The organism is Maritalea mobilis, from assembly GCF_004363175.1.
GTDB classification, from domain to species: domain Bacteria; phylum Pseudomonadota; class Alphaproteobacteria; order Rhizobiales; family Devosiaceae; genus Maritalea; species Maritalea mobilis.
The window spans coordinates 292,642-311,491 of record NZ_SNYR01000003.1 but is presented as its reverse complement, the minus strand read 5'-3'; the positions used below and the strand labels follow the sequence as shown (position 1 = coordinate 311,491).

Annotated in this window: 16 protein-coding genes and 1 tRNA gene; 4 read left to right on the top strand and 13 right to left on the bottom strand. The window is 51.8% G+C overall.

What is annotated here, in order from left to right:
* Window positions 1-12: 12 nt before the first annotated feature.
* The 3 genes from ATL17_RS14180 to ATL17_RS14170 all read right to left on the bottom strand — a co-directional run bounded on the left by ATL17_RS14180 (window position 13) and on the right by ATL17_RS14170 (window position 4,488).
* Complete coding sequence (locus ATL17_RS14180; RefSeq protein ID WP_133573472.1) at window positions 13-2,655, bottom strand: FtsK/SpoIIIE family DNA translocase; 2,643 nt, start codon at window positions 2,653-2,655, stop codon at window positions 13-15.
* A 163-nt stretch (window positions 2,656-2,818) separates the two neighbouring features.
* The gene (locus ATL17_RS14175; protein WP_208111217.1) at window positions 2,819-4,123 is read right to left on the bottom strand and encodes an ammonium transporter family protein; all 1,305 of its coding nucleotides are present in this window, start codon (window positions 4,121-4,123) and stop codon (window positions 2,819-2,821) included.
* Between the two features lie 26 nt (window positions 4,124-4,149).
* Entirely contained in the window at window positions 4,150-4,488 is a 339-nt protein-coding gene (locus ATL17_RS14170) for a P-II family nitrogen regulator (protein ID WP_133573471.1), read from the bottom strand.
* A gap of 275 nt (window positions 4,489-4,763) precedes the next feature.
* On the opposite strand from ATL17_RS14170, the gene ATL17_RS14165 reads away from it, so the two are divergent.
* Entirely contained in the window at window positions 4,764-5,999 is a 1,236-nt protein-coding gene (locus ATL17_RS14165) for an FAD-dependent monooxygenase (protein WP_133573470.1), read from the top strand.
* Here the strand turns inward: ATL17_RS14165 and ATL17_RS14160 are convergent.
* From ATL17_RS14160 to trxA, 3 genes are read right to left on the bottom strand one after another with little or no spacing between them, the layout of a single operon-like run.
* Window positions 5,996-6,190 (bottom strand): Trm112 family protein, encoded by a 195-nt coding sequence (locus tag ATL17_RS14160; protein ID WP_133573469.1) that lies wholly within the window; start codon window positions 6,188-6,190, stop codon window positions 5,996-5,998. The two genes, ATL17_RS14165 and ATL17_RS14160, sit on opposite strands and share 4 nt — an antisense overlap.
* Window positions 6,190-6,813: an LON peptidase substrate-binding domain-containing protein gene (locus tag ATL17_RS14155; RefSeq protein WP_133573468.1), complete on the bottom strand. Its 624-nt coding sequence runs from the start codon at window positions 6,811-6,813 to the stop codon at window positions 6,190-6,192. The genes ATL17_RS14160 and ATL17_RS14155 overlap by 1 nt, the downstream gene beginning before the upstream one ends.
* A gap of 8 nt (window positions 6,814-6,821) precedes the next feature.
* Window positions 6,822-7,751 carry a thioredoxin gene (trxA, locus tag ATL17_RS14150; RefSeq protein ID WP_133573467.1) on the bottom strand — a complete coding sequence of 310 codons (930 nt, stop codon included), beginning with the start codon at window positions 7,749-7,751 and terminating at the stop codon, window positions 6,822-6,824.
* A 241-nt stretch (window positions 7,752-7,992) separates the two neighbouring features.
* Between trxA and ATL17_RS14145 the strand changes: the two genes are divergently transcribed.
* Window positions 7,993-8,067, top strand: a tRNA-Gly gene (locus tag ATL17_RS14145).
* 80 nt (window positions 8,068-8,147) lie between these two features.
* Here ATL17_RS14145 and ATL17_RS14140 read toward each other — a convergent pair.
* The 4 genes from ATL17_RS14140 to ATL17_RS14125 all read right to left on the bottom strand — a co-directional run bounded on the left by ATL17_RS14140 (window position 8,148) and on the right by ATL17_RS14125 (window position 11,584).
* Entirely contained in the window at window positions 8,148-8,339 is a 192-nt protein-coding gene (locus ATL17_RS14140; RefSeq protein ID WP_133573466.1) for a DUF2783 domain-containing protein, read from the bottom strand.
* Between the two features lie 9 nt (window positions 8,340-8,348).
* A complete protein-coding gene (locus ATL17_RS14135) occupies window positions 8,349-9,962 on the bottom strand; it encodes an FAD-dependent oxidoreductase (protein ID WP_133573465.1) in 1,614 nt (537 codons plus the stop codon).
* Window positions 9,963-9,993: 31 nt separating this feature from the next.
* Window positions 9,994-10,944 (bottom strand): MBL fold metallo-hydrolase, encoded by a 951-nt coding sequence (locus tag ATL17_RS14130; RefSeq protein WP_133573464.1) that lies wholly within the window; start codon window positions 10,942-10,944, stop codon window positions 9,994-9,996.
* A 208-nt stretch (window positions 10,945-11,152) separates the two neighbouring features.
* Entirely contained in the window at window positions 11,153-11,584 is a 432-nt protein-coding gene (locus tag ATL17_RS14125) for an Lrp/AsnC family transcriptional regulator (RefSeq protein WP_133573854.1), read from the bottom strand.
* Between the two features lie 150 nt (window positions 11,585-11,734).
* Here ATL17_RS14125 and rocF point away from each other — a divergent pair, with 150 nt between their 5' ends.
* Entirely contained in the window at window positions 11,735-12,661 is a 927-nt protein-coding gene (rocF, locus tag ATL17_RS14120) for an arginase (protein WP_133573463.1), read from the top strand.
* 48 nt (window positions 12,662-12,709) lie between these two features.
* Here the strand turns inward: rocF and ATL17_RS14115 are convergent, their stop codons facing one another.
* Window positions 12,710-13,147, bottom strand: a complete 438-nt coding sequence (locus ATL17_RS14115; RefSeq protein ID WP_133573462.1) for an Lrp/AsnC family transcriptional regulator — start codon at window positions 13,145-13,147, stop codon at window positions 12,710-12,712.
* A 150-nt stretch (window positions 13,148-13,297) separates the two neighbouring features.
* On the opposite strand from ATL17_RS14115, the gene putA reads away from it, so the two are divergent.
* Window positions 13,298-16,858 (top strand): bifunctional proline dehydrogenase/L-glutamate gamma-semialdehyde dehydrogenase PutA, encoded by a 3,561-nt coding sequence (putA, locus tag ATL17_RS14110; protein WP_133573461.1) that lies wholly within the window; start codon window positions 13,298-13,300, stop codon window positions 16,856-16,858.
* Window positions 16,859-17,256: 398 nt separating this feature from the next.
* On the opposite strand, the gene rplS is transcribed toward putA, so the two are convergent.
* Window positions 17,257-17,769 (bottom strand): 50S ribosomal protein L19, encoded by a 513-nt coding sequence (gene rplS / locus ATL17_RS14105; protein ID WP_133573460.1) that lies wholly within the window; start codon window positions 17,767-17,769, stop codon window positions 17,257-17,259.
* Between the two features lie 144 nt (window positions 17,770-17,913).
* On the bottom strand, window positions 17,914-18,831 hold the full coding sequence (locus tag ATL17_RS14100; RefSeq protein ID WP_133573459.1) for a hypothetical protein: 918 nt from the start codon (window positions 18,829-18,831) through the stop codon (window positions 17,914-17,916).
* Window positions 18,832-18,850 lie beyond the last annotated feature (19 nt).

Below are 18,850 nucleotides of genomic sequence, written 5' to 3'. Positions count from 1 at the left end.
ATAGTGTAGCCTTTAAAGGGCAGATTCATCATCCCCTACCAAAACCTCACGCTTGCCAGCGTGGTTGGCTGGGGAGATGACCCCTTCTTCTTCCATACGTTCGATCAACGTGGCCGCACGGTTATAGCCGATGGAAAGCCGCCGCTGGATATAGCTGGTGGAGGCTTTGCGGTCGGCCAGAACAATATTGACTGCCTTGTCGTAAAGCTCGTCACCTGAATTGCCGAGATTGGATGTGCCGCCGATGCCGCCTTCTTCTTCGACTTCTTCGGTAACATTTTCCAAATATTCTGGTGCGCCTTGTGCCTTCAAATGTTGCACAATGGCTTCAACTTCGCCGTCGGCCACAAATGGACCGTGCAAGCGACGGGTCCGACCGCCTCCAGCCATGTAAAGCATATCGCCCATGCCGAGCAATTGTTCCGCCCCTTGCTCGCCCAAAATGGTGCGGCTGTCGATTTTTGAGGTGACCTGGAATGAAATCCGGGTTGGGAAGTTGGCTTTAATCGTGCCAGTGATCACGTCAACCGATGGACGTTGTGTGGCCATGATCAAATGGATGCCCGCGGCACGCGCCATTTGCGCGAGGCGCTGGATGGCGCCTTCAATATCTTTACCCGCGACCATCATCAGATCGGCCATCTCATCAACGATCACCACGATGAAGGGGAGTGGCTCGAGATCAAACTCTTCGCTCTCAAAAATGGCTTCGCCAGTTTCACGGTCAAATCCGGTCTGTACCGTACGGGTGATGACTTCGCCTTTTTTCTTGGCTTCGGCCACGCGCTGGTTGAAGCCGTCAATGTTCCGCACGCCGACTTTGGACATTTTTTTGTAGCGGTCTTCCATTTCGCGGACTGCCCATTTGAGTGCAGTCACGGCTTTGGCCGGATCGGTCACCACAGGTGTCAGCAAATGGGGGATGCCGTCATAGATCGAGAGTTCGAGCATCTTTGGATCGATCATGATCAAGCGACATTGCTCAGGCGTCCAACGATAAAGCAATGACAGAATGAAGGTGTTTACCGCCACCGACTTACCGGAACCAGTTGTCCCCGCGATCAGCAAGTGGGGCATGCGCGCCAAATCAGCGATGATGGGTTCGCCGCCAATGGTTTTGCCCAAGCAAAGTGGCAGCTTACCTTTCACTTTTTCAAAATCTTGTGAGGCGAGCAGTTCGCGCAGATAAACAGTTTCGCGATTTTCGTTTGGCAGTTCAATGCCGATAGCGTTGCGGCCAGGTACCACGGCAACCCGTGCAGAAATGGCGCTCATTGAGCGGGCAATATCGTCTGCCAGTCCGATGACGCGAGAGGATTTAATGCCGGGGGCAGGTTCCAATTCATAAAGGGTGACAACCGGGCCGGGGCGCACATTGATGATGTCGCCTTTCACACCAAAATCTTCCAGAACGCCTTCTAGGCGACGCGCATTTTCTTCGAGTGTCTCTGGCATATGTTCTTTTGCAGTGCCGGTGTTGGGCACATCTGCCAAGTAAGACAGTTCCGGCAATTCAAAGCCATCATCATGCAGCAATGATGTTTGTGCTTCTTGGATGACACGACGGCCAGGAGCGGGGCGTGGCGCAGGCGCGGTTACCCGAGGCTTGGCAATGGCGGCAGTTGGCTCGGCGGCAGGTTGTGCAGTTGGCGGCTGGGCGCCGGCCATCTGAGGTTCCGCTGGCTCGTCATCAAATTCTGGGTAATCAATATAGTCTTCGGCAAAATCAACGCTTGCATTGCCTTCAACATAGCTTTGGGCATTGCGCGCCATGTCATCATCAAAGCGAGGTTCGATGCGCGGAGCATTTGTTGGCGCTGCGTGTGTTTGCGCGGTGTAAGGTTGAGGCTGAGGCTGCGGGGTGGGACCATTGTCCAAAACAGGCTCAATGTTTTCACGTGAATCATTGTGATGAGCGCGTTTTTCCTGTTGCCGTGCCCGCGCTTTTTTCAGCGCAATGCTGGCAGAAAAGATCGAGTGGGTGATGGCGCCAAGTGTGATGGCGCCCAAATTTCCGATGGCAGACAGGATGGCCATGCTGACGGATTTAGGCGAATCTTTTTGCTTGCTCTTTTGCGGTTCGTGGATCGCAAATGGATCGATAGACCGCACAGCCAGCCAGAACGAAACTGCGGCGGGGGTGAACAGAATCAATGCGAAGAGCCAACCGGCTTGCTGCACCACCACATCGCCAGCCACAAAGCTGGCCATGGCTGAAAAGCCCAAACCGATAATGCCACCCAAACCGGAGGGCAGGGGCCACGTTGTTGGCGCGCTGAAAAAGGCCAACATGCCGCAAATCAACATGGAGGCGATCAGCCACAAAAGGCTGCGCAACGCCATGTGGGTTGGCAATTTGCGTTTGATCATTTTCATGGACCACAAAACAGGTGGGACCATGAGCGCCAAAATGCCGAGGCCGAAAAACTGAAATCCAATATCGGCGATCACCGCGCCGGGGAAGCCAAGCCAATTGGAAACAGGCGAATCGCTGGCAAAGCTCAGGCTTGGATCATTTACAGACCAAGACATGAGGGCCAAAAAGACGAGCGCCAAGGCGCACAGCGATAGGATCCCCATAAGGCGCAAGGGGATTTTCACGGCGATGGCCGTGTCGCGTTTTTCTTGTTTTTCAATGGCAGTTGACGTTGGCATGCGGCTTCAACAGATCTCTTTTAACGCAGTTACTCAAACGATAAAGCTAAAATGCTATAGTTAATTTGGCCCTAATTTTGGGCGAAAAAACGGTTGAGCAGTGCACATAAAAAAGCCCGGCCAAAAATGGCCGGGCCTTGGGATCTGGTTATTTGTTGTTTTGTTAGAATTCGGGGTAAGCCTCAACCCCAACTTCAGCTTTATCCAGTCCCAAAGATTCAGTTTCTTCATCCACACGGATGCCCATGGTGACTTTGAGGGCCATCCACACCAAAGTTGAGGCCACAAGGGTGAAAGCGCCGATGGCGAGAATGCCCACAAGCTGAACGCCGAAATTGCCTGAGCCGCTAAGTGGGGTTACCAACGTACCCCAAATGCCGGCGAGCAAGTGCACGGGGATCGCGCCAACCACATCGTCAATTTTCAGTTTGTCGAGTAGTGGCACGGCGAACACAACGATCACGCCGCCAGCGGCGCCGATGAACAGAGCAAGTGGCACGCTTGGGGCCAAAGGCTCAGCGGTGATGGACACGAGACCAGCCAGTGCGCCGTTGATCACCATGGTCACGTCGATCTTTTTATAAATCAGTTGCATCAAAACGATGGTGGCAATCGCACCTGCGGCTGCGGCTAGGTTTGTGTTAACGAAGATGCGTGACACGTCACCTGCGTCGGCAATGGTGCCCAGGGCCAACTGAGATGCACCGTTAAAGCCGAACCAGCCGAGCCACAGGATAAACATGCCCAAGGTTGCCAATGGAATGGACGAACCTGGCATTGGTGTGATGTGGCCGTTTGGACCATAGCGACCTTTACGTGCGCCGAGGATAATTGCGCCCGCCAAGGCCGCCCAGCCACCCACGGAGTGTACGAGAGTTGAACCCGCAAAGTCTGCGAAACCCATGCCAGCTAACCAGCCAGCACCCCACTGCCAAGAGCCTGTGATCGGGTAGAGAATACCGGTCAAAATGGCGGTGAAAATTAGGAACGGCCAAAATTTAATCCGCTCGGCCATAGTGCCTGAAACGATGGACGCTGTGGTGGCACAAAAGACCATTTGGAAAAACCAGTCAGAGGCCACGGAATAGCCAGCGCTGTGATCGTCTGCGCCAGGGGCGGGGAAATCATAGGGGCCGAAAGAGCCGATGAAACCGCCATCAACGCCTGTGTACATCAAATTATAGCCGGTTAGCCAAAACATGATGCCAGCGATGGAATATAGCGCGATGTTTTTAAGGCCTTGCATGGAGACGTTTTTGGAGCGGACCAACCCCATTTCCAGCATGGCAAAGCCTGCGGCCATCCACATAACGAGGAAGCCACCGATCAAAAACAAAAGCGTGTTGAAGATCATGGCATATTCAGGGGTGGGGGCGGCGTCTTGCGCTTGGGCTGCGGTGGGCAGCAACAAGCCCAGCGCCACAAGGGGTGCAGTTTTAAGCACGCGATTTGAGAGTAAGCTGTTCATTTTTTTCTCCAGCATCTTTTTTTGAGTTAGAGCGCTTCAACGCCGGTTTCGCTGGTGCGAATGCGCATTGCGTCTTCGAGATTCAGCACAAAGATTTTGCCGTCACCGATGCGGCCAGAGCGGGCAGCATTGGCGATGGTTTCCACCACATCGCTGCTTTGTTCATCTGAAACCGCAATGTCGAGCTTGAGTTTGGGCATGAAGTTCACCGCATATTCGGCGCCACGGTAAATCTCGGTATGTCCTTTTTGCCGCCCATAGCCACGCACTTCAGCCACGGTCATGCCGTGAATGTCTTTTTCGCTGAGTGCGGTGCGTACATCTTCAAGACGGGACGGTTTGATTATGGCACTTATCAGTTTCATGATCGGTTCCTCTTGGTTGATTGCCCGGCGGGGCAATGGTCACCGTCATAAGATTCAAAATGCGTGCCAGTTTTTTGTGTCGAGATAAGATATTGATTTTTAGGGATTTTCCATAAGTTGTCTGACGATCAATTTATGGGCGGCTTATTTTACATGCACAATAAATGTGCAGAATCGAATGTGTGCCTAAAGATTCACCTGCTGCGACAAGGCGGAACTTGTTTTTATTTTGGCTTGGGTCCAAAGTGCGGCTCAGTCAAATCAATAGGTGCATCATGGCGCGAGCAAAATCAGAAGCAAAAAAGCTGGATATTTTGATTGTAGGGGCGGGACCAGCCGGGCTTACGCTGGCGCTGGCGTTGAAGCAGGCCATGCCGGAATTGAAAGTTGGCCTGAATGATGTGCGCAAAATTGAAGTGCCAGAAAAAGATGGCCGCGCTTCAGCATTGGCTTTGGGCGTAACATCGGTTTTTGAGGCGCTAGGCGTTTGGGCCGATATGTTGCCTGATGCCAGCCCCATTGATGGCATGAATATTACCGACAGTTCGGACAAGGATTTAACCCGCCCGCTATTTTTGCGGTTCGAAGGCGATGTGCAGCCCGGTCGGCCATTTGCGCATATGGTGCCCAACAAAACCACAATCGGTGCTTTGATGGGAAAGTTGAATGCATTTGATTTGGAGATTATTGCGCCAGACAAGGTCACAAAAATTGAGCAAGGCGGCGCTCATTCCATCGTTCATTTTGAAAGCGGATTGATTGTTCATGCGGCGCTGGTGGTTGCTGCCGATGGCGCGCGGTCCGCATTGCGGCAGATGGCGGGCATTGAAACCACCGGTCATGATTATGGTCAATCTGGCATTGTGACCACCATCGAGCATGAGCTTGACCACAAAAATGTGGCTTACGAGCATTTTCTGCCACACGGCCCTTTTGCCAGTTTGCCATTGCCCAACAAGCGGTCGAGCTTGGTTTGGTCAGAGAAAACCAAATTGGTGCCTGACATTCTGGCGATGCCGGAAGAGGAACTAGCCCGCGAAGTTGAACGCAAAATGGGGTCGAGCCTTGGCAAGGTGAGCATTTTGGCGCCGGTACAGGCTTTCCCCTTGCGGCTTCAAATTGCCAAAGAATTTGTCGGTGATCGGTTGGCTTTGATTGGTGATGCGGCCCATGTGGTGCATCCGATTGCGGGGCAGGGCATGAATTTGGGGCTGAAAGATGTGGCCGCCTTAGCGGAAGTGCTGGTGGAAGCTGCACGCCATGGCGAAGATTTGGGCGGCGTAGACGTTTTGGATCGCTATCAAAAATTGCGTCGTTTCGATACGGGCTTGATGGCATTGGCGACCGATGCGCTCAATATTCTGTTTTCAAATGACCAACCCTTGGTGCGCGTCATGCGCGATGTTGGTCTTGGGCTGGTGGATCGGGCGCCGTTTTTGAAAAAAGCCTTTATCGGCCACGCCGCCGCGGCCAATGATGATTTGCGCCTACTAAAAGGCTTGCCGCTTTAGCGGAGCTCTTCTTCTTGCAGGTGCCGGGCGCTATCAAGCACCAAAAGTGGCACCCCTTCTTCAATGGGGAAGGCAAGCCGTGCCGCGTGGGACACCAATTCTTTGCCATTGGCGGAGAGTTCTAACCGTGTTTTGGTGAACGGGCAGACCAGCATTTCCAACATTTTTGGATCAATATTATGGTTTTCCATTATTGCATCCGTTGGGTTGGGTCGCTGCGCGACATCTCCACTTCTGCCAGCGCCATCAACATTTCGGCACGTTCTTTAAGCGTTGCTGCTTCCAGCAAGGCTTGGCGTTCGCGCGATTGATAGGGGCTGGCCATGACGCAGCTATTCACCAAGTCTTCGGTTTCGGTGTCTTTGATCTCAGACCAGTCCAATTCGAACTCTGCGAATTTGGCATAATTTTTCAGCACTTTTTCAAAGCGCTTGCGGTCAAATTCGCTGAGATCTTCAGGGTCATGTTGATCTGCTTTGAATTCGCTATAGGTCACTTTTGCGGTGCGATAGGGCGTTTCAAGATCAATAATCTCTTTGCTAAGATTAAACCGGGAAATGCCAGTTAGCCCAATCATATAGCGATTTTGCGGCAATTCCTCGAAATGAGTAATGCGGCCCAATGTGCCCACCGGGGCCAGCCCGTCTTTATCGTCTAAAGCGGGCTGGATAACGCCAATATGGCGGTCGGATTTCAATGCCTCATCCACCATTGCCACATAGCGCGGTTCAAAAATGTGCAAAGGCAACACCGCGCGTGGGAACAGCAATAACCCCTCCAACGGAAAAATAGGGATGTGAGAGGGTAAATGCATTAAATCTCCTATCGGAACAGTAGGCCAGAAAGCATGCGACGGGCCTTGGCGGTAGCAGGGTCAGCTGGGCCCCAGGCTTCAAACAGCTCAAGCAGTTTGGTGCGGGCGCCGTCCTCATTCCACTCGCGGTCAGCCTTCATAATATGCAATAGATGCTCCGCAGCTTTCAATTTTTCACCTTCTGCATTGTAAGCCAATGCAAGGTCGTAACGTAATTGATGGTTTTCCGGATCATTTGCCACATCAGCTTCCAGCTTGGCAGAACCGCCTAATGCCGCAGCTTCCTCGCCTAATTTCAGGGCAGAATCGAGGCTTTTAAATTCAGCGCTTTGCTGGCCTTCTTCAGAAACTTTGGCCAATGTATCACGAGCATTTTGCTCATTGCCCATTTTGTGGTGAATGGTGGCAATGCCGATAATGGAAGCATCATTTTGCGGATCAAACTGCAAAATCTGCGCATAGATTTGTGAGGCGCTGCCAAAATCACCGGCATCCATTGCTGCTTTGGCCTGTTCCAACGCTGCTTCAATTTGCGCGGCTGGATCATTTGGGTTGGCCGGTGCATTGGCGGTGACTTTTTCGATAAAGGCTTTGATTTCGCTTTCAGGAATTGCGCCCATAAAACCGTCAATTGGGCGACCACCCACAAAAGCAATAACCGCTGGAATAGATTGAATGCCCATTTGGCCGGCAATGGCTTGGTTTTGATCAATATCGATCTTGACCAATTTCACTTTGCCATTGGCTTCGCGCACCACTTTTTCGATCATCGGGCCCAATTGCTTGCACGGGCCACACCATGGCGCCCAAAAGTCCACCAGCACGGGAACGGTTTGGGAGGCTTCCATCACATCTTTTGCAAAGTTTGCCGTATCTGAATCTTTGATCAGATCATTTGCCTGGGTCTGCCCATTTTCTGGGGTCAGATTGGCTTGCATTGAGAATTCCATAGAACACCTGAAGGTTGATCGCTTTGGGATTGAATGTGGCGTGGGCAATTTAGAAAAACAAGAGAGAAGCGCTAAAACCGCCCAGAACGCCGCAAAATTCGTTCGCGAAATTTAACGTTAAATCAGCGGATAGCATAAAAGTTTCACAGATGCCAATTTTTGACTTGCAATTGCTTTCTTCATTAGGCATATAAGCGCCGAACGTTGATCATATGATCTCGTTTCGGATGCGGGCGTAGCTCAGGGGTAGAGCACAACCTTGCCAAGGTTGGGGTCGTGAGTTCGAATCTCATCGCCCGCTCCAAATATTCGGTTTACCCCAACCGAAAAAATAAGCGCCACTAGGGCGCTTTTTTTATGTCCAGATTTTGCGTTGAGCTTGGGTTAGATTTTGGCTGCTTTCAATGCTGCAGCCAAAATATCGCGGTCGCCAATATGGTTGGCGAGAATCAGCAGCAAGCGGGCGTTTAGCGCATCACTATCTTCTTTGCTCAACCCTTCATGGGCCGCCAATAGTTCAGCATAAAAATCATCCGCATTGGCAATATTGGGCTTTAAGTTCAAACGTTCGCTCATTTTTGCCTCCTAAACAGATTTGCCGATGGCGCGGCGTAGCGCGTTGGTGAAATAGGTTTGATCAAATGTATCATGCCGGGCCGCCACATGCTGGTCGGGCCGGATCAAATATACCGCTTGTTGTGCGTTGCCCAAATAGCGTTCTTTGATGGCGTTGCTGGTGTCATCTGCGCTGGATAGGGCCAAACGCTTGATCTTGATGCCATCCACGTCCAACTCATTTGGTGCGTCTGCATTGATGGTGAGCAGGGTGAATTGGTCGCCCAATTGATCCAGCAGGAATCCCTCGCCCAAAGGTGCATCCGCACACGGTGAGCCTGGGCGGCTGCGCGTTGGGCCGTCAAGTTTGTCTTCACTGTTCAATTCAGATTGGTCGTACGTGCAGGGCACAGAGAGCCGCCCGGAATTGACCAGCGGACGTGCAAATTCGTAATGCTCTGATAAATCCAACACCGCATCCCGCAACAGGCGCGACATGTCGGATTTTGGCGTGATAAAGTCAGTTGAGCGGGAAGAATTGAGAATATTCTCATCCGCGCCATAGACCCGTTCATCATCATAGCTGTCGAGCAAGCTTTCAGGCGCTTTACCGTCCATCACCAGTTTCAGTTTCCAGCACAAATTGTCTGTATCTTGCAGGCCAGAATTGGCGCCACGGGCGCCAAATGGCGACACCTGGTGCGCCGAATCACCGGCAAACAAAACGCGGCCATGACGGAAATTTTCCATGCGGCGGCATTGGAATGTGTAGATGGACACCCATTCCAGCTCGAAATTGACATCGTCGCCCAGCATGGCTTTGAGGCGCGGGATCACATTTTCCGGCTTTTTCTCTTCTTCTTTGTTGATGTCCCAACCTAATTGTAAATCAATGCGCCACACGCCATCTGGCTGTTTGTGCAGCAGCGCTGATTGACCCTTATTGAACGGGGGATCAAACCAGAACCAGCGCTCGGTGGGGAAGGGCGCATCCATAATCACATCGGCGATCAGGAAATTATCTTCAAAGATGCGGCCAACAAAGTCTAAGCCCATCATTTGCCGCGTGGGCGAGGAGGCGCCATCGCAAGCAATTACCCAATCAGCCTCCAGCTGATAGGGGCCTTCTGGCGTATCAATGGTCAGGTCAACATGGTCGCCCTTATCATCGATTTTGATCAGCTTGTTGCCACCGCGAATTTCAATGGGCGCGCCTTGCTGTTGCAATTCGCGGGCGCGATTGACCAGATATTCTTCGAAATAATATTGCTGCAAATTGATAAAGGCGGGGCGGCGATGGCCTTCTTCCGGCAGTAGGTTGAATTCATAGACTTGGCGTTCATCAAAGAACACTTTGCCCAAGTTCCACACCACACCTTTATCTACCATCGGCTCGCCACAGCCCAACCGATCCAAAATTTCCAAGGGCCGCTTGGCAAAGCAAATGGCGCGAGAGCCAAAGCTCACCTTGTCATTTTCATCGACAATAATGGCTTCAATGCCCTGTTGCGCCAAATCGATCGCGGCGGCAAGGCCAACTGGCCCTGCGCCGATGATCACCACTTTGCGCCGCACGGGCTGGGCCGCATTCTGGTCGGCCTGCCGTGTGTAAGGATAAAGCGGCGTTTCAAAAATCTTGGTCATTAGGTCTCCCCCCTCTGGCAGCCTTTTCCATTTAGCCTTGCAATTGGTTCCACATGTCCATGTCGCGCTCGGCGGTCCAGATACGCGGCGTGTCTAGGCCGCGGGCTTCGTCATATGCGCGGGCCACATTGAAAGGCAGGCAATGTTCGTAAATGGCATAGTCTGCAAATTTAGGATCGCATTCGGCGCGCACAGCGTCCCATGCTTCCTTCAAGCTGCCACCACGGGCGGCAATTTTTTGCACCGGCTTGAAGGTGGAAGAAACGAAATCGCGGGTGTTTTCAATGGCGGCATTGACCATTTTTTCGCCCACAAGCGCATCGCCACGGCCTGGTGCGATGGCGTCAACATTATAGGCTTTGATGGCATCAAGCGTGTTGCCCCAATCGGCAAAATGGCCATCGCCGCAATAGCAGGCGGAATGATATTCAACGATATCGCCCGTGAACATCACATTTTGATCGGGGACATAAATCACCGCGTCGCCCGCCGTGTGGGCGCGGCCCAAATGCATAATGTCGACTTTGCGATTGCCGAGATAAACGGTCATTTTGTCGCTGAATGTGGTTGTTGGCCAAGTGAGGCCGGGAATGCTTTCATGACCTTCAAAAAGACGCGGGAAGCGCTGGAACTCGCTGTCCCAATCTTCCTGTCCGCGTTCAACCACCATAGAGCGGGCTTTATCAGACATGATGATCTGTTGCGCGCCATAGGCTGAGGCACCGAGTACACGCACGGCGTGATAGTGGGTGAGCACCACATGTGAGATCGGCTTGTCAGTTACTGAGCGCACGCACTCAATCACTTTGTTGGCCAAGCGTGGGGTGGCTTGAGCTTCAACGATCATCACCGACTCATCCCCAATGATCACGCCGGAGTTTGGATCGCCTTCTGCGGTGAAGGCATAAAGACCGTCGCCCACTTCGGTGAAAGAGATGTTCTTTTCCGTTGTGTCCCCTTGGGAAGCGAATGCTTTGGCCATAATATACTCCTTTGACGTGATGCGATGATTATGTATTGCGCGTTGCAAGGTGCGCGAGAATAGCATTGCAGGGATGGTGTGTGAAACCATATGCTTATCGCGTTAAGGACTAATAGTTGTTTTTGTAACTAACAAGATCGCGCGCGACGAACCGCGTTCGCTAGCGCAGAAAAATGCGCGTCAAATTGTCATCAATTCGGCTAAGGCTTTAATCCAACCGCGATTTGCGTGGAGCCAGTAAGATGTTGGTTTCCGTTAGGCTAACGCCTTCAATCAGGCGGATGCGCCGCAAAACATCGTCAAATTCGATCAAATCTTCGGTTTCGAGCTGGGCGATAATGTCCCATTTGCCATTTGTGGTGTGCAAGGTGCGTACCTGCGGCAAGCCCAACATGGTTTTGATCACCGCTTCGGCTGAGCGGCCTTCAATTTCCACCAAGGTAATGGCATGGATGCTTTTGTCGTCGCGGGGCGACCCCGTGATGATCGTAAACCCTTTGATCACGCCATTTTGAGTTAGGCGATCAATGCGCGCTTTGATGGTGGCGCGAGATACGTTGAGCGATTGTGCGAGGCTCGCCACCGGGGTGCGGGCATCGTGACGCAACAAGGCGATAAGGCGGGTATCAAGTTCGTCCATTTGATCAAAATGCACATAAGTTGGTTTCGATTTGCGAAAGCATAGCGCAATTTTGCGCATATATCTATCTTTTCGTTGATCATGCCCGGCGGCATACTGCTCAAAACGCCGAAAAGGCGAGAGCTAGGGTTCAAAATTTAGGATAAGCATATGGCGAAGGGCTCAATTGCGCTGATCGGCGCCCCTGTAGATGGTGGCGCGGGCATGTCCGGCTGTATTATGGGGCCTGCTGCGTTGCGGGTGGCCAATATTGGCGGCGCGTTGCAAGATTTAGACTACACTATTGAAGATTGGGGTGATGTAACCCCGGAAAAAGTTGAGCTGAAGCTGAGCGGTGCTACCCATCATGAAAATGAAGTGGCTGGCTTTGCGCGTTCGCTTTACAAAACAGGCGTTGATGCATTTTCAAAAGGGTTTTTGCCTATCTTTTTGGGCGGCGACCATTCGCTTTCCATGGGCACGGTTACAGCCGCGGCCCGGCATGCGGCCGCAAAGGGCAAAAAGCTACACGTGCTTTGGCTGGATGCGCATCCCGATTTCAACCGGCCAGATACATCACATTCCGGCAATATGCACGGCATGTCTGCAGCGTTTTTCTGTGGTGAAAAGGGCTTTGATGGCATTTTGGATGTGCCGATTGATCCGGTAGATCCACGTGATTTTCATGTGTTTGGCGTGCGCTCCATCGATCAGCAAGAAGGCGAATTGCTGCGTGATCGCGGTGTGGACGTGATGGATATGCGCCATATTGATGAAAAGGGTGTAGCCAGCTTGATCCGTTCCGTTCTGGAAGCGGTGAAGCGCGATGATGCCATGTTGCATGTGAGCTTGGATGTGGACTTTCTTGATCCGGTCTATGCCCCCGGCGTTGGCACCACTGTGCCGGGCGGGGCGACCTATCGCGAAGCCCATTTGGCGATGGAAATGATTTGCGATAGCGGTCTGATGACTTCTTTGGATTTGGTTGAGCTTAACCCTTATCTGGATGAACGGGGCAAAAGCACGCGCATGTTGGTCAATCTCACGGAAAGTGGATTTGGCCGTCGGGTCTTTGACCGTCCAACAAGCGCATTTTAATTTGTTGCACCGGTGAGCCTTTTAAATGCTGTGCGTGGGGTGCAGCGCTTAAATATCTTTCACCGTCTCCATCGCCACAAAGGTGGAGGTTTGTGCAACATGGGGGAGGGCAGAAATGACCTCCCCCAATATGCGGCGATAGGCTGAAATATCTTTTGTGCGCACTTTCAACAAATAATCAAAGCTGGCCGCAATCATATGGCATTGCTCAATTTCGGGTGTGTTGCGCACCGCTTCATTAAAATTGTCTAGGGCTTTCGCGCGGGTATCTGAAAGGGTCACCTGCACAAAGGCGATGTGGCCATTGCCTAATTTTTCATGATTGACCCTTGTGTGGTAGCCTAAAATAATCCGGTCACGCTCCAGCTTTTTCACCCGCATTTGGGTGGGCGTTTTGGATAGGCCGATTTTTTCGGCCAAGCCCGCCATAGACATGCGGGCATTTTTGGCCAAAGCGGCGATGATTTTTTTATCGATGGCATCCATTTGGCCTGTCCTTGATCATTTTGCGTGACTTATGTGTTTTATTAGCATGTTGAATAGTTGTTTTGTACTGCAAAATTCAATTCATTAGACCAATGGTCTTTAAGTGATCAGTTAAGATGGCGCAAAATTCTTTCGGTTCTGGGAGGTCTCATGTTGGACCAAATTCGTGAAACAATGCGGGCAAATTATTTGCCGGATGAAGCAACAGCCGTAAAACGGCTTTTGGATATGGTGGCGCTGGAGTCGGGTGATCGGGAAAAGATCAGCGAAGAAGCGGCACGCTTGGTGCAGCAATTGCGTGATGAAGCGCAGCAAGGGTTGATGGAAACCTTCTTGGCTGAATATGGCCTGTCTACAGATGAGGGCATTGCCCTGATGTGTTTGGCTGAAGCCATGTTGCGGGTGCCGGATGGGCCAACCATCGATGATTTGATCAAAGATAAGATTGTTGATGAAGATTGGGCCAAGCATTTGGGGGCTGCCGAAAGTCTTTTGGTGGAAGCGTCCACCCTTGGTCTTGTGGTGTCGAAGACCTTGCTTAACGACAAGAAGAAGGGTGTTTTAAAGCCGCTTAGCCTTTTGGGGCGCCGCATGTCAGAACCTGTGATCCGCACCGCGGTGGGGCAGGCTATGTGCATTATGGGGTCACAATTTGTGTTGGGCCGCACCATTGAGGAAGCCTTGTCCAACGGGGCAAAGCCAATGGCGAAAGGCTACACTTATTCCTTTGATATGTTGGGCGAAGCTGCGCGTACGGAAAAAGATGCGCAACGCTATCACGCTGCCTATCTTGATGCGATCCATCGCTTGGCGAAAGATGCGGTGCATGGGGATGTGCGGAAAAATCCAGGCATTTCCATCAAGCTGTCTGCGCTGCATCCGCGTTATGAATTCGGCAAGCGCGAGACGATGGTTGATGAAATGGTGGCGCGGGTGTTGGAGTTGGTGAAGCCAGCCGCCAAAGCGCAAATGGGTCTCAACATCGACGCGGAAGAGGCGGATCGCCTCGATTTGTCGCTCGATATTATTGAGAAAGTTTTGTCTGACCCATCGCTAGATGGTTGGGATGGCTTTGGCATTGTGGTCCAAGCCTATGGTCCACGTGCTTCTTACGCCATTGACTGGCTTTACGCGCTGGCAGAAAAGCTCGACCGTAAAATCATGATCCGCCTTGTGAAAGGCGCTTATTGGGATACGGAGATTAAACGCGCGCAGGTGATGGGGCTTTCTGGCTATCCCGTGTTCACCCGCAAGGTGAATACTGATGTGTCCTATTTGGCCTGTGCCCGCAAATTGCTGGATATGCGCGATCGAATTTATCCGCAATTCGCCACACACAATGCCCACAGCGCCTCCGCTGTGTTGCATTTGGCTGGCAATGATCGGGAAGGTTTTGAATTCCAGCGGTTGCACGGCATGGGCGAAGGCTTGCATGAAGCTTTGCGCCAACAGAACGACACGCGTTGCCGGATTTATGCGCCGGTTGGGGCGCACCGCGATTTGCTGGCCTATTTGGTGCGGCGTTTGTTGGAAAATGGCGCGAACTCCAGCTTTGTGAACCAGGTTTACGACAAGAAAATTCCACCAAGCATGATTGTGGCGGACCCGATTTCGGAAGTGTTGGAATTGAACCCGATTGCCAACGATAAAATCCCGATGCCGAAGGATCTGTTTGGCGACAAGCGTCTCAATGCCAAAGGGTGGGACATTACAGATCCGGTCGAGTTTGCAGCTTTGGATGCCGCTCGCTCTAAATTCTCGGGCGACTATAAATGGAATTTCGCGCTGGATGCTGCGCTTGGCGAAAAGGGCACCGTGCAAAAGCTGGTGAACCCAGCCAACCCGCAAGATCACGTGGGCGAAATTGCCAATGCGACGCCTGCGGCAGTGGCCAAAGCTGTTGAGCTGGCTGCAAAGGGCCAAAAAACTTGGGGCACAAAGGCACCAAGTGAACGGGCAGCAGCATTGCGCAAGGCGGCTGACCTTTACGAAGAGCATGCGGCAGAGCTATTTGCCTTGGCCTCACGCGAAGCAGGCAAAAGCCTTTTGGACGGCATTGCCGAAGTGCGCGAAGCCGTAGATTTCTTGCGCTTTTATGCCAATGAAGCGGAGCGTTTGGGCGAGCAGGACGATGCGCGGGGCGTGATCGGCTGCATTTCCCCATGGAATTTCCCTTTGGCGATTTTCACCGGACAAGTGGCAGCCGCTTTGGTTGCGGGCAATGCGGTTGTCGCTAAGCCAGCGGAGCAAAGCCCCTTGATGGGTGCGCGGGCCGTTGAATTGCTGCATGAAGCAGGCGTGCCGAAAGATGCACTGATCTTGGTGCCGGGCGCTGGCGATATTGGTGCAGCACTGACCTCGCAGCCGAATTTGGGCGGTGTGTGTTTCACTGGCTCTACCGAAGTGGCGAAATTGATCGACAAGCAATTGGCCAAAACCGCTGACAGCGATGCCATGTTGATTGCGGAAACTGGCGGTTTGAACGCCATGATCGTCGACAGCACCGCATTGCCGGAGCAGGCAATCCGCGATATTCTCGCGTCATCTTTCCAAAGTGCGGGTCAGCGCTGTTCAGCTTTGCGCATGCTTTATGTGCAAGAGGATGTGGCCGACCATGTGCTTGAAATGCTTTATGGCGGGTTGGACGCAATGCAGGTGGGCAATCCTTGGGATTTGGCCACAGATGTTGGTCCGGTGATTGATGCAGAAGCGCAAAAAGATATTTCGGACTATTGCGCCACGCTGACCAATGAAGGGCGCTTGCTTAAGAAAATCAATGCACCGAAAGAGGGGCATTTTGTTGAGCCGCATATTTTCAAAGTCAGCGGCATTGAAGAGTTGGAGCGCGAAGTGTTTGGCCCGGTGCTGCATGTGGCCACCTTTAAGGCCCGCGACATCAATAAGGTTGTTGATGCGGTGAACGCTAAAGGCTTTGGCCTCACATTTGGTTTGCACACCCGTATGGACAATCGGGTTGAAGCAATTGGCAAGCGCATCAAAGTGGGCAACTTCTACGTCAACCGCAACCAGATCGGGGCGATTGTTGGCTCGCAGCCCTTCGGTGGCGAAGGGTTCTCCGGCACGGGTCCAAAAGCAGGTGGGCCAAACTATCTGCCGCGTTTCCGTGTGGCTAAACGGGCACATGAAATTGCCGAAACTGGTCAAATCGGCGCTATCGACATTGCCACGGCCTTTGAGGAAATCTCTTTCATCGAATGGGCGGATCGTGATGATCGTGCGCAGATTTTGGGTGATGATGAGCCAAAAATGGCAAAAGAACTGCCTGGCCCAACTGGTGAGTTTAACCGCATCAGCTACACACCGCGCGGCCGGATTTTGGCCGTTGGTCGCGGCAATGATTTGCTTGAGCTGGCCAAAGCCGCATTGCTGTGGGGTAACCGATTGGTGGTTGTCGGCAGCCCGCTGCCGTCAGAACTGGCACGGCTAAAAGCCGCTGGCGCGCCAATCAGCTTGATTGAAGGCGCTGTTGATCCTGAAAAACTTGACGGTTTGGCCATTGATGCAGTCGCATTGGCCGGGCAAGGCGAGGGCATTCAAAAATTGCGTGCCGCCATGGCCGCGCTGGATGGCCCAATTGTGCCGTTCATCACCAGCCCACACGATGTGGCGGGCTTTGTGCATGAGCGTGCAATTTGTATCGACACCACCGCCGCCGGCGGCAACGCTTCCTTGTTGGCGCAAACCAGCTAAGATCGTTTGGTATTTGATTTGAAGAAGGCGGCTCTCGGGCCGCCTTTATTTTTGCCGCCACCGGACACTTCGTGTCCGTCCCCGGCACCCCCGCCGATTGGTGCCCGCCATCGGCTTTGTGCCTAGTGCGGTGCATATCGCCACCCCCTACCGCCATTACCGGACTTGATCCGGTAATCCATTTCACACTAACCAAGGCGCAGAGACTTGCACTCTAAAAACCAGCGCGTGCCAAAACGAGCAGTGAATTGGATTGCAAGATCAAGTCTTGCAATGACGCTGGTGGGCTGGGTTTGGGAAATGGCGAAAACGTAGCCTCATCGCGGTGATTGCGAGACGCCAATAAAAAACCCGGCACAAAGGCCGGGTTTTTAAAAGAAAATAGAAAAACGCAAAGCTTATTCTGCGTTGTTTTCCTCTGCAGCGCTTGCTTCGGCTTCAGCCTTTGCAGCAGCTTCTTGTGCTTCTTTAGCAGCAATTTTATCTGCTTCGCGTTGGGCGCGTGCATCAGCGGCGGCTTGACGCTCACCGTCTTGAATGCGCTTTGTGCGTGCGTTTGTTGCTTCGAAAATACGTGCAGATTTACCGCGACGCTCACGCAAATAGTAAAGTTTCGCGCGACGGACTTTACCGCGACGCAACACTTCGATCTTGTCGATCATTGGTGAGTAAATTGGGAATACACGCTCAACACCTTCGCCGTAAGAAATCTTACGCACAGTGAAGCTTTCATGAAGGCCTGAACCTGAACGGGCAATCACAACGCCTTCATAGGCCTGCAAACGTTCTTTGTCGCCTTCACGTACTTTCACCCAAACTTTAACGGTGTCGCCGTGAGAGAATTCTGGAATTTCGCGCTTGGCTTCAAGCTCTTCGCGCTGCTCTTTTTCAAGCTGCTGAATAATGTTCATTTTTTCGTCCGATTGTTCTGGTGCCAGTCAGAGCGTCCCACAATTCTCATTGCCCGAAAGCCGGAAAAAGGGACGAATACACAGGTCTTGGTGTTTAAAGACAAATTTATTCTGGCGGGCTATAGCGCAAAAAACGGGCAGAGTCTATGGGTTTTCTGCCCAATCAGGCTGAAAATGCCAATGTTCAGGTGGCTTCTGTTCTATTTTGTAATTTTTCTGGCAGGTTAAGTGGGCATATGCCTCCCGTCCTGCAGCGTCAGCATCTTGAAGCGGGAGGTTGAGAAGCTGATCGATTATTTTTAGCTTTGGCGCCAGTTGAGGATCTTCTATTTGTTCATTGTAGTTGAAAAGAGGCGTAATATCGAAATCTGCAGTGATTGTAACAAACTCCAATAGGGGACGAAGGCTCAATAGTTCGGCGAAATCTTCATGTGGGGAGGAGAGTGAATAGAAAGTGAGATATTGGGAACGATCAAGTAACGCAAATTGCTGTCGGATTTCCTCCTCCGAGAACTGTTTTTCGCAATCATGAATGCATGATCTTGATTTGTTTAAAGCCGGAGCATCTTTTTTGACCTCTAAACAGTGGAAAGCGTTAGCCATCAAAAATTCATGCTCCAGAAAATGTACCAGTTCATGAGCAAGAATATATGTTAGCGCGTTCGGCTGTGTTGCGCCCTTGAAATCAACATAGTGGTACAAGGCTTCATTATTAAATAAGCCTAGTCCAAAACTATCAAATTCTCTCTCAAGCGAAGCATTGTTTTTAAAGAGGTTTTCGTTGAGATAAATCTTTGAAGCAAAACTAAAATGCTGTCCCAGCAATCCATCTCGTTTGCCGATCTCAATGTGATTTAATTCACAGGTCAGTTGGCTAAATAAATCCGGTAGCTTTTTTAGTTCTTCGCGAAGTGTAACCGCATATTGATCGCTGGCATGTTGGTTACATGCCCCGGTTTCATCGGCTACGCAGATTTTGTTTGGCAGTTTATCGAGGCAGCGAGGGAGCTGTGCAAAGCTTGATGATGATAAAGCGTTGATAAAAATAAGTAAAAAATACAAAAAACGTATGAGAATATCC

Coding starts and splice junctions, on each gene's coding strand:
- ATL17_RS14140 (WP_133573466.1), bottom strand. CDS start 8,339: ATGAGCGAACGTTTGAACTTAAAGCCCAATATTGCCAATGCGGATGAT.
- putA (WP_133573461.1), top strand. CDS start 13,298: ATGTTGGACCAAATTCGTGAAACAATGCGGGCAAATTATTTGCCGGAT.
- ATL17_RS14115 (WP_133573462.1), bottom strand. CDS start 13,147: ATGGATGCCATCGATAAAAAAATCATCGCCGCTTTGGCCAAAAATGCC.
- ATL17_RS14155 (WP_133573468.1), bottom strand. CDS start 6,813: ATGCATTTACCCTCTCACATCCCTATTTTTCCGTTGGAGGGGTTATTG.
- trxA (WP_133573467.1), bottom strand. CDS start 7,751: ATGCAAGCCAATCTGACCCCAGAAAATGGGCAGACCCAGGCAAATGAT.
- ATL17_RS14170 (WP_133573471.1), bottom strand. CDS start 4,488: ATGAAACTGATAAGTGCCATAATCAAACCGTCCCGTCTTGAAGATGTA.
- ATL17_RS14180 (WP_133573472.1), bottom strand. CDS start 2,655: ATGCCAACGTCAACTGCCATTGAAAAACAAGAAAAACGCGACACGGCC.
- rocF (WP_133573463.1), top strand. CDS start 11,735: ATGGCGAAGGGCTCAATTGCGCTGATCGGCGCCCCTGTAGATGGTGGC.
- ATL17_RS14135 (WP_133573465.1), bottom strand. CDS start 9,962: ATGACCAAGATTTTTGAAACGCCGCTTTATCCTTACACACGGCAGGCC.
- ATL17_RS14160 (WP_133573469.1), bottom strand. CDS start 6,190: ATGGAAAACCATAATATTGATCCAAAAATGTTGGAAATGCTGGTCTGC.
- ATL17_RS14165 (WP_133573470.1), top strand. CDS start 4,764: ATGGCGCGAGCAAAATCAGAAGCAAAAAAGCTGGATATTTTGATTGTA.
- ATL17_RS14125 (WP_133573854.1), bottom strand. CDS start 11,584: ATGGACGAACTTGATACCCGCCTTATCGCCTTGTTGCGTCACGATGCC.
- ATL17_RS14130 (WP_133573464.1), bottom strand. CDS start 10,944: ATGGCCAAAGCATTCGCTTCCCAAGGGGACACAACGGAAAAGAACATC.
- rplS (WP_133573460.1), bottom strand. CDS start 17,769: ATGAACATTATTCAGCAGCTTGAAAAAGAGCAGCGCGAAGAGCTTGAA.
- ATL17_RS14175 (WP_208111217.1), bottom strand. CDS start 4,123: ATGAACAGCTTACTCTCAAATCGCGTGCTTAAAACTGCACCCCTTGTG.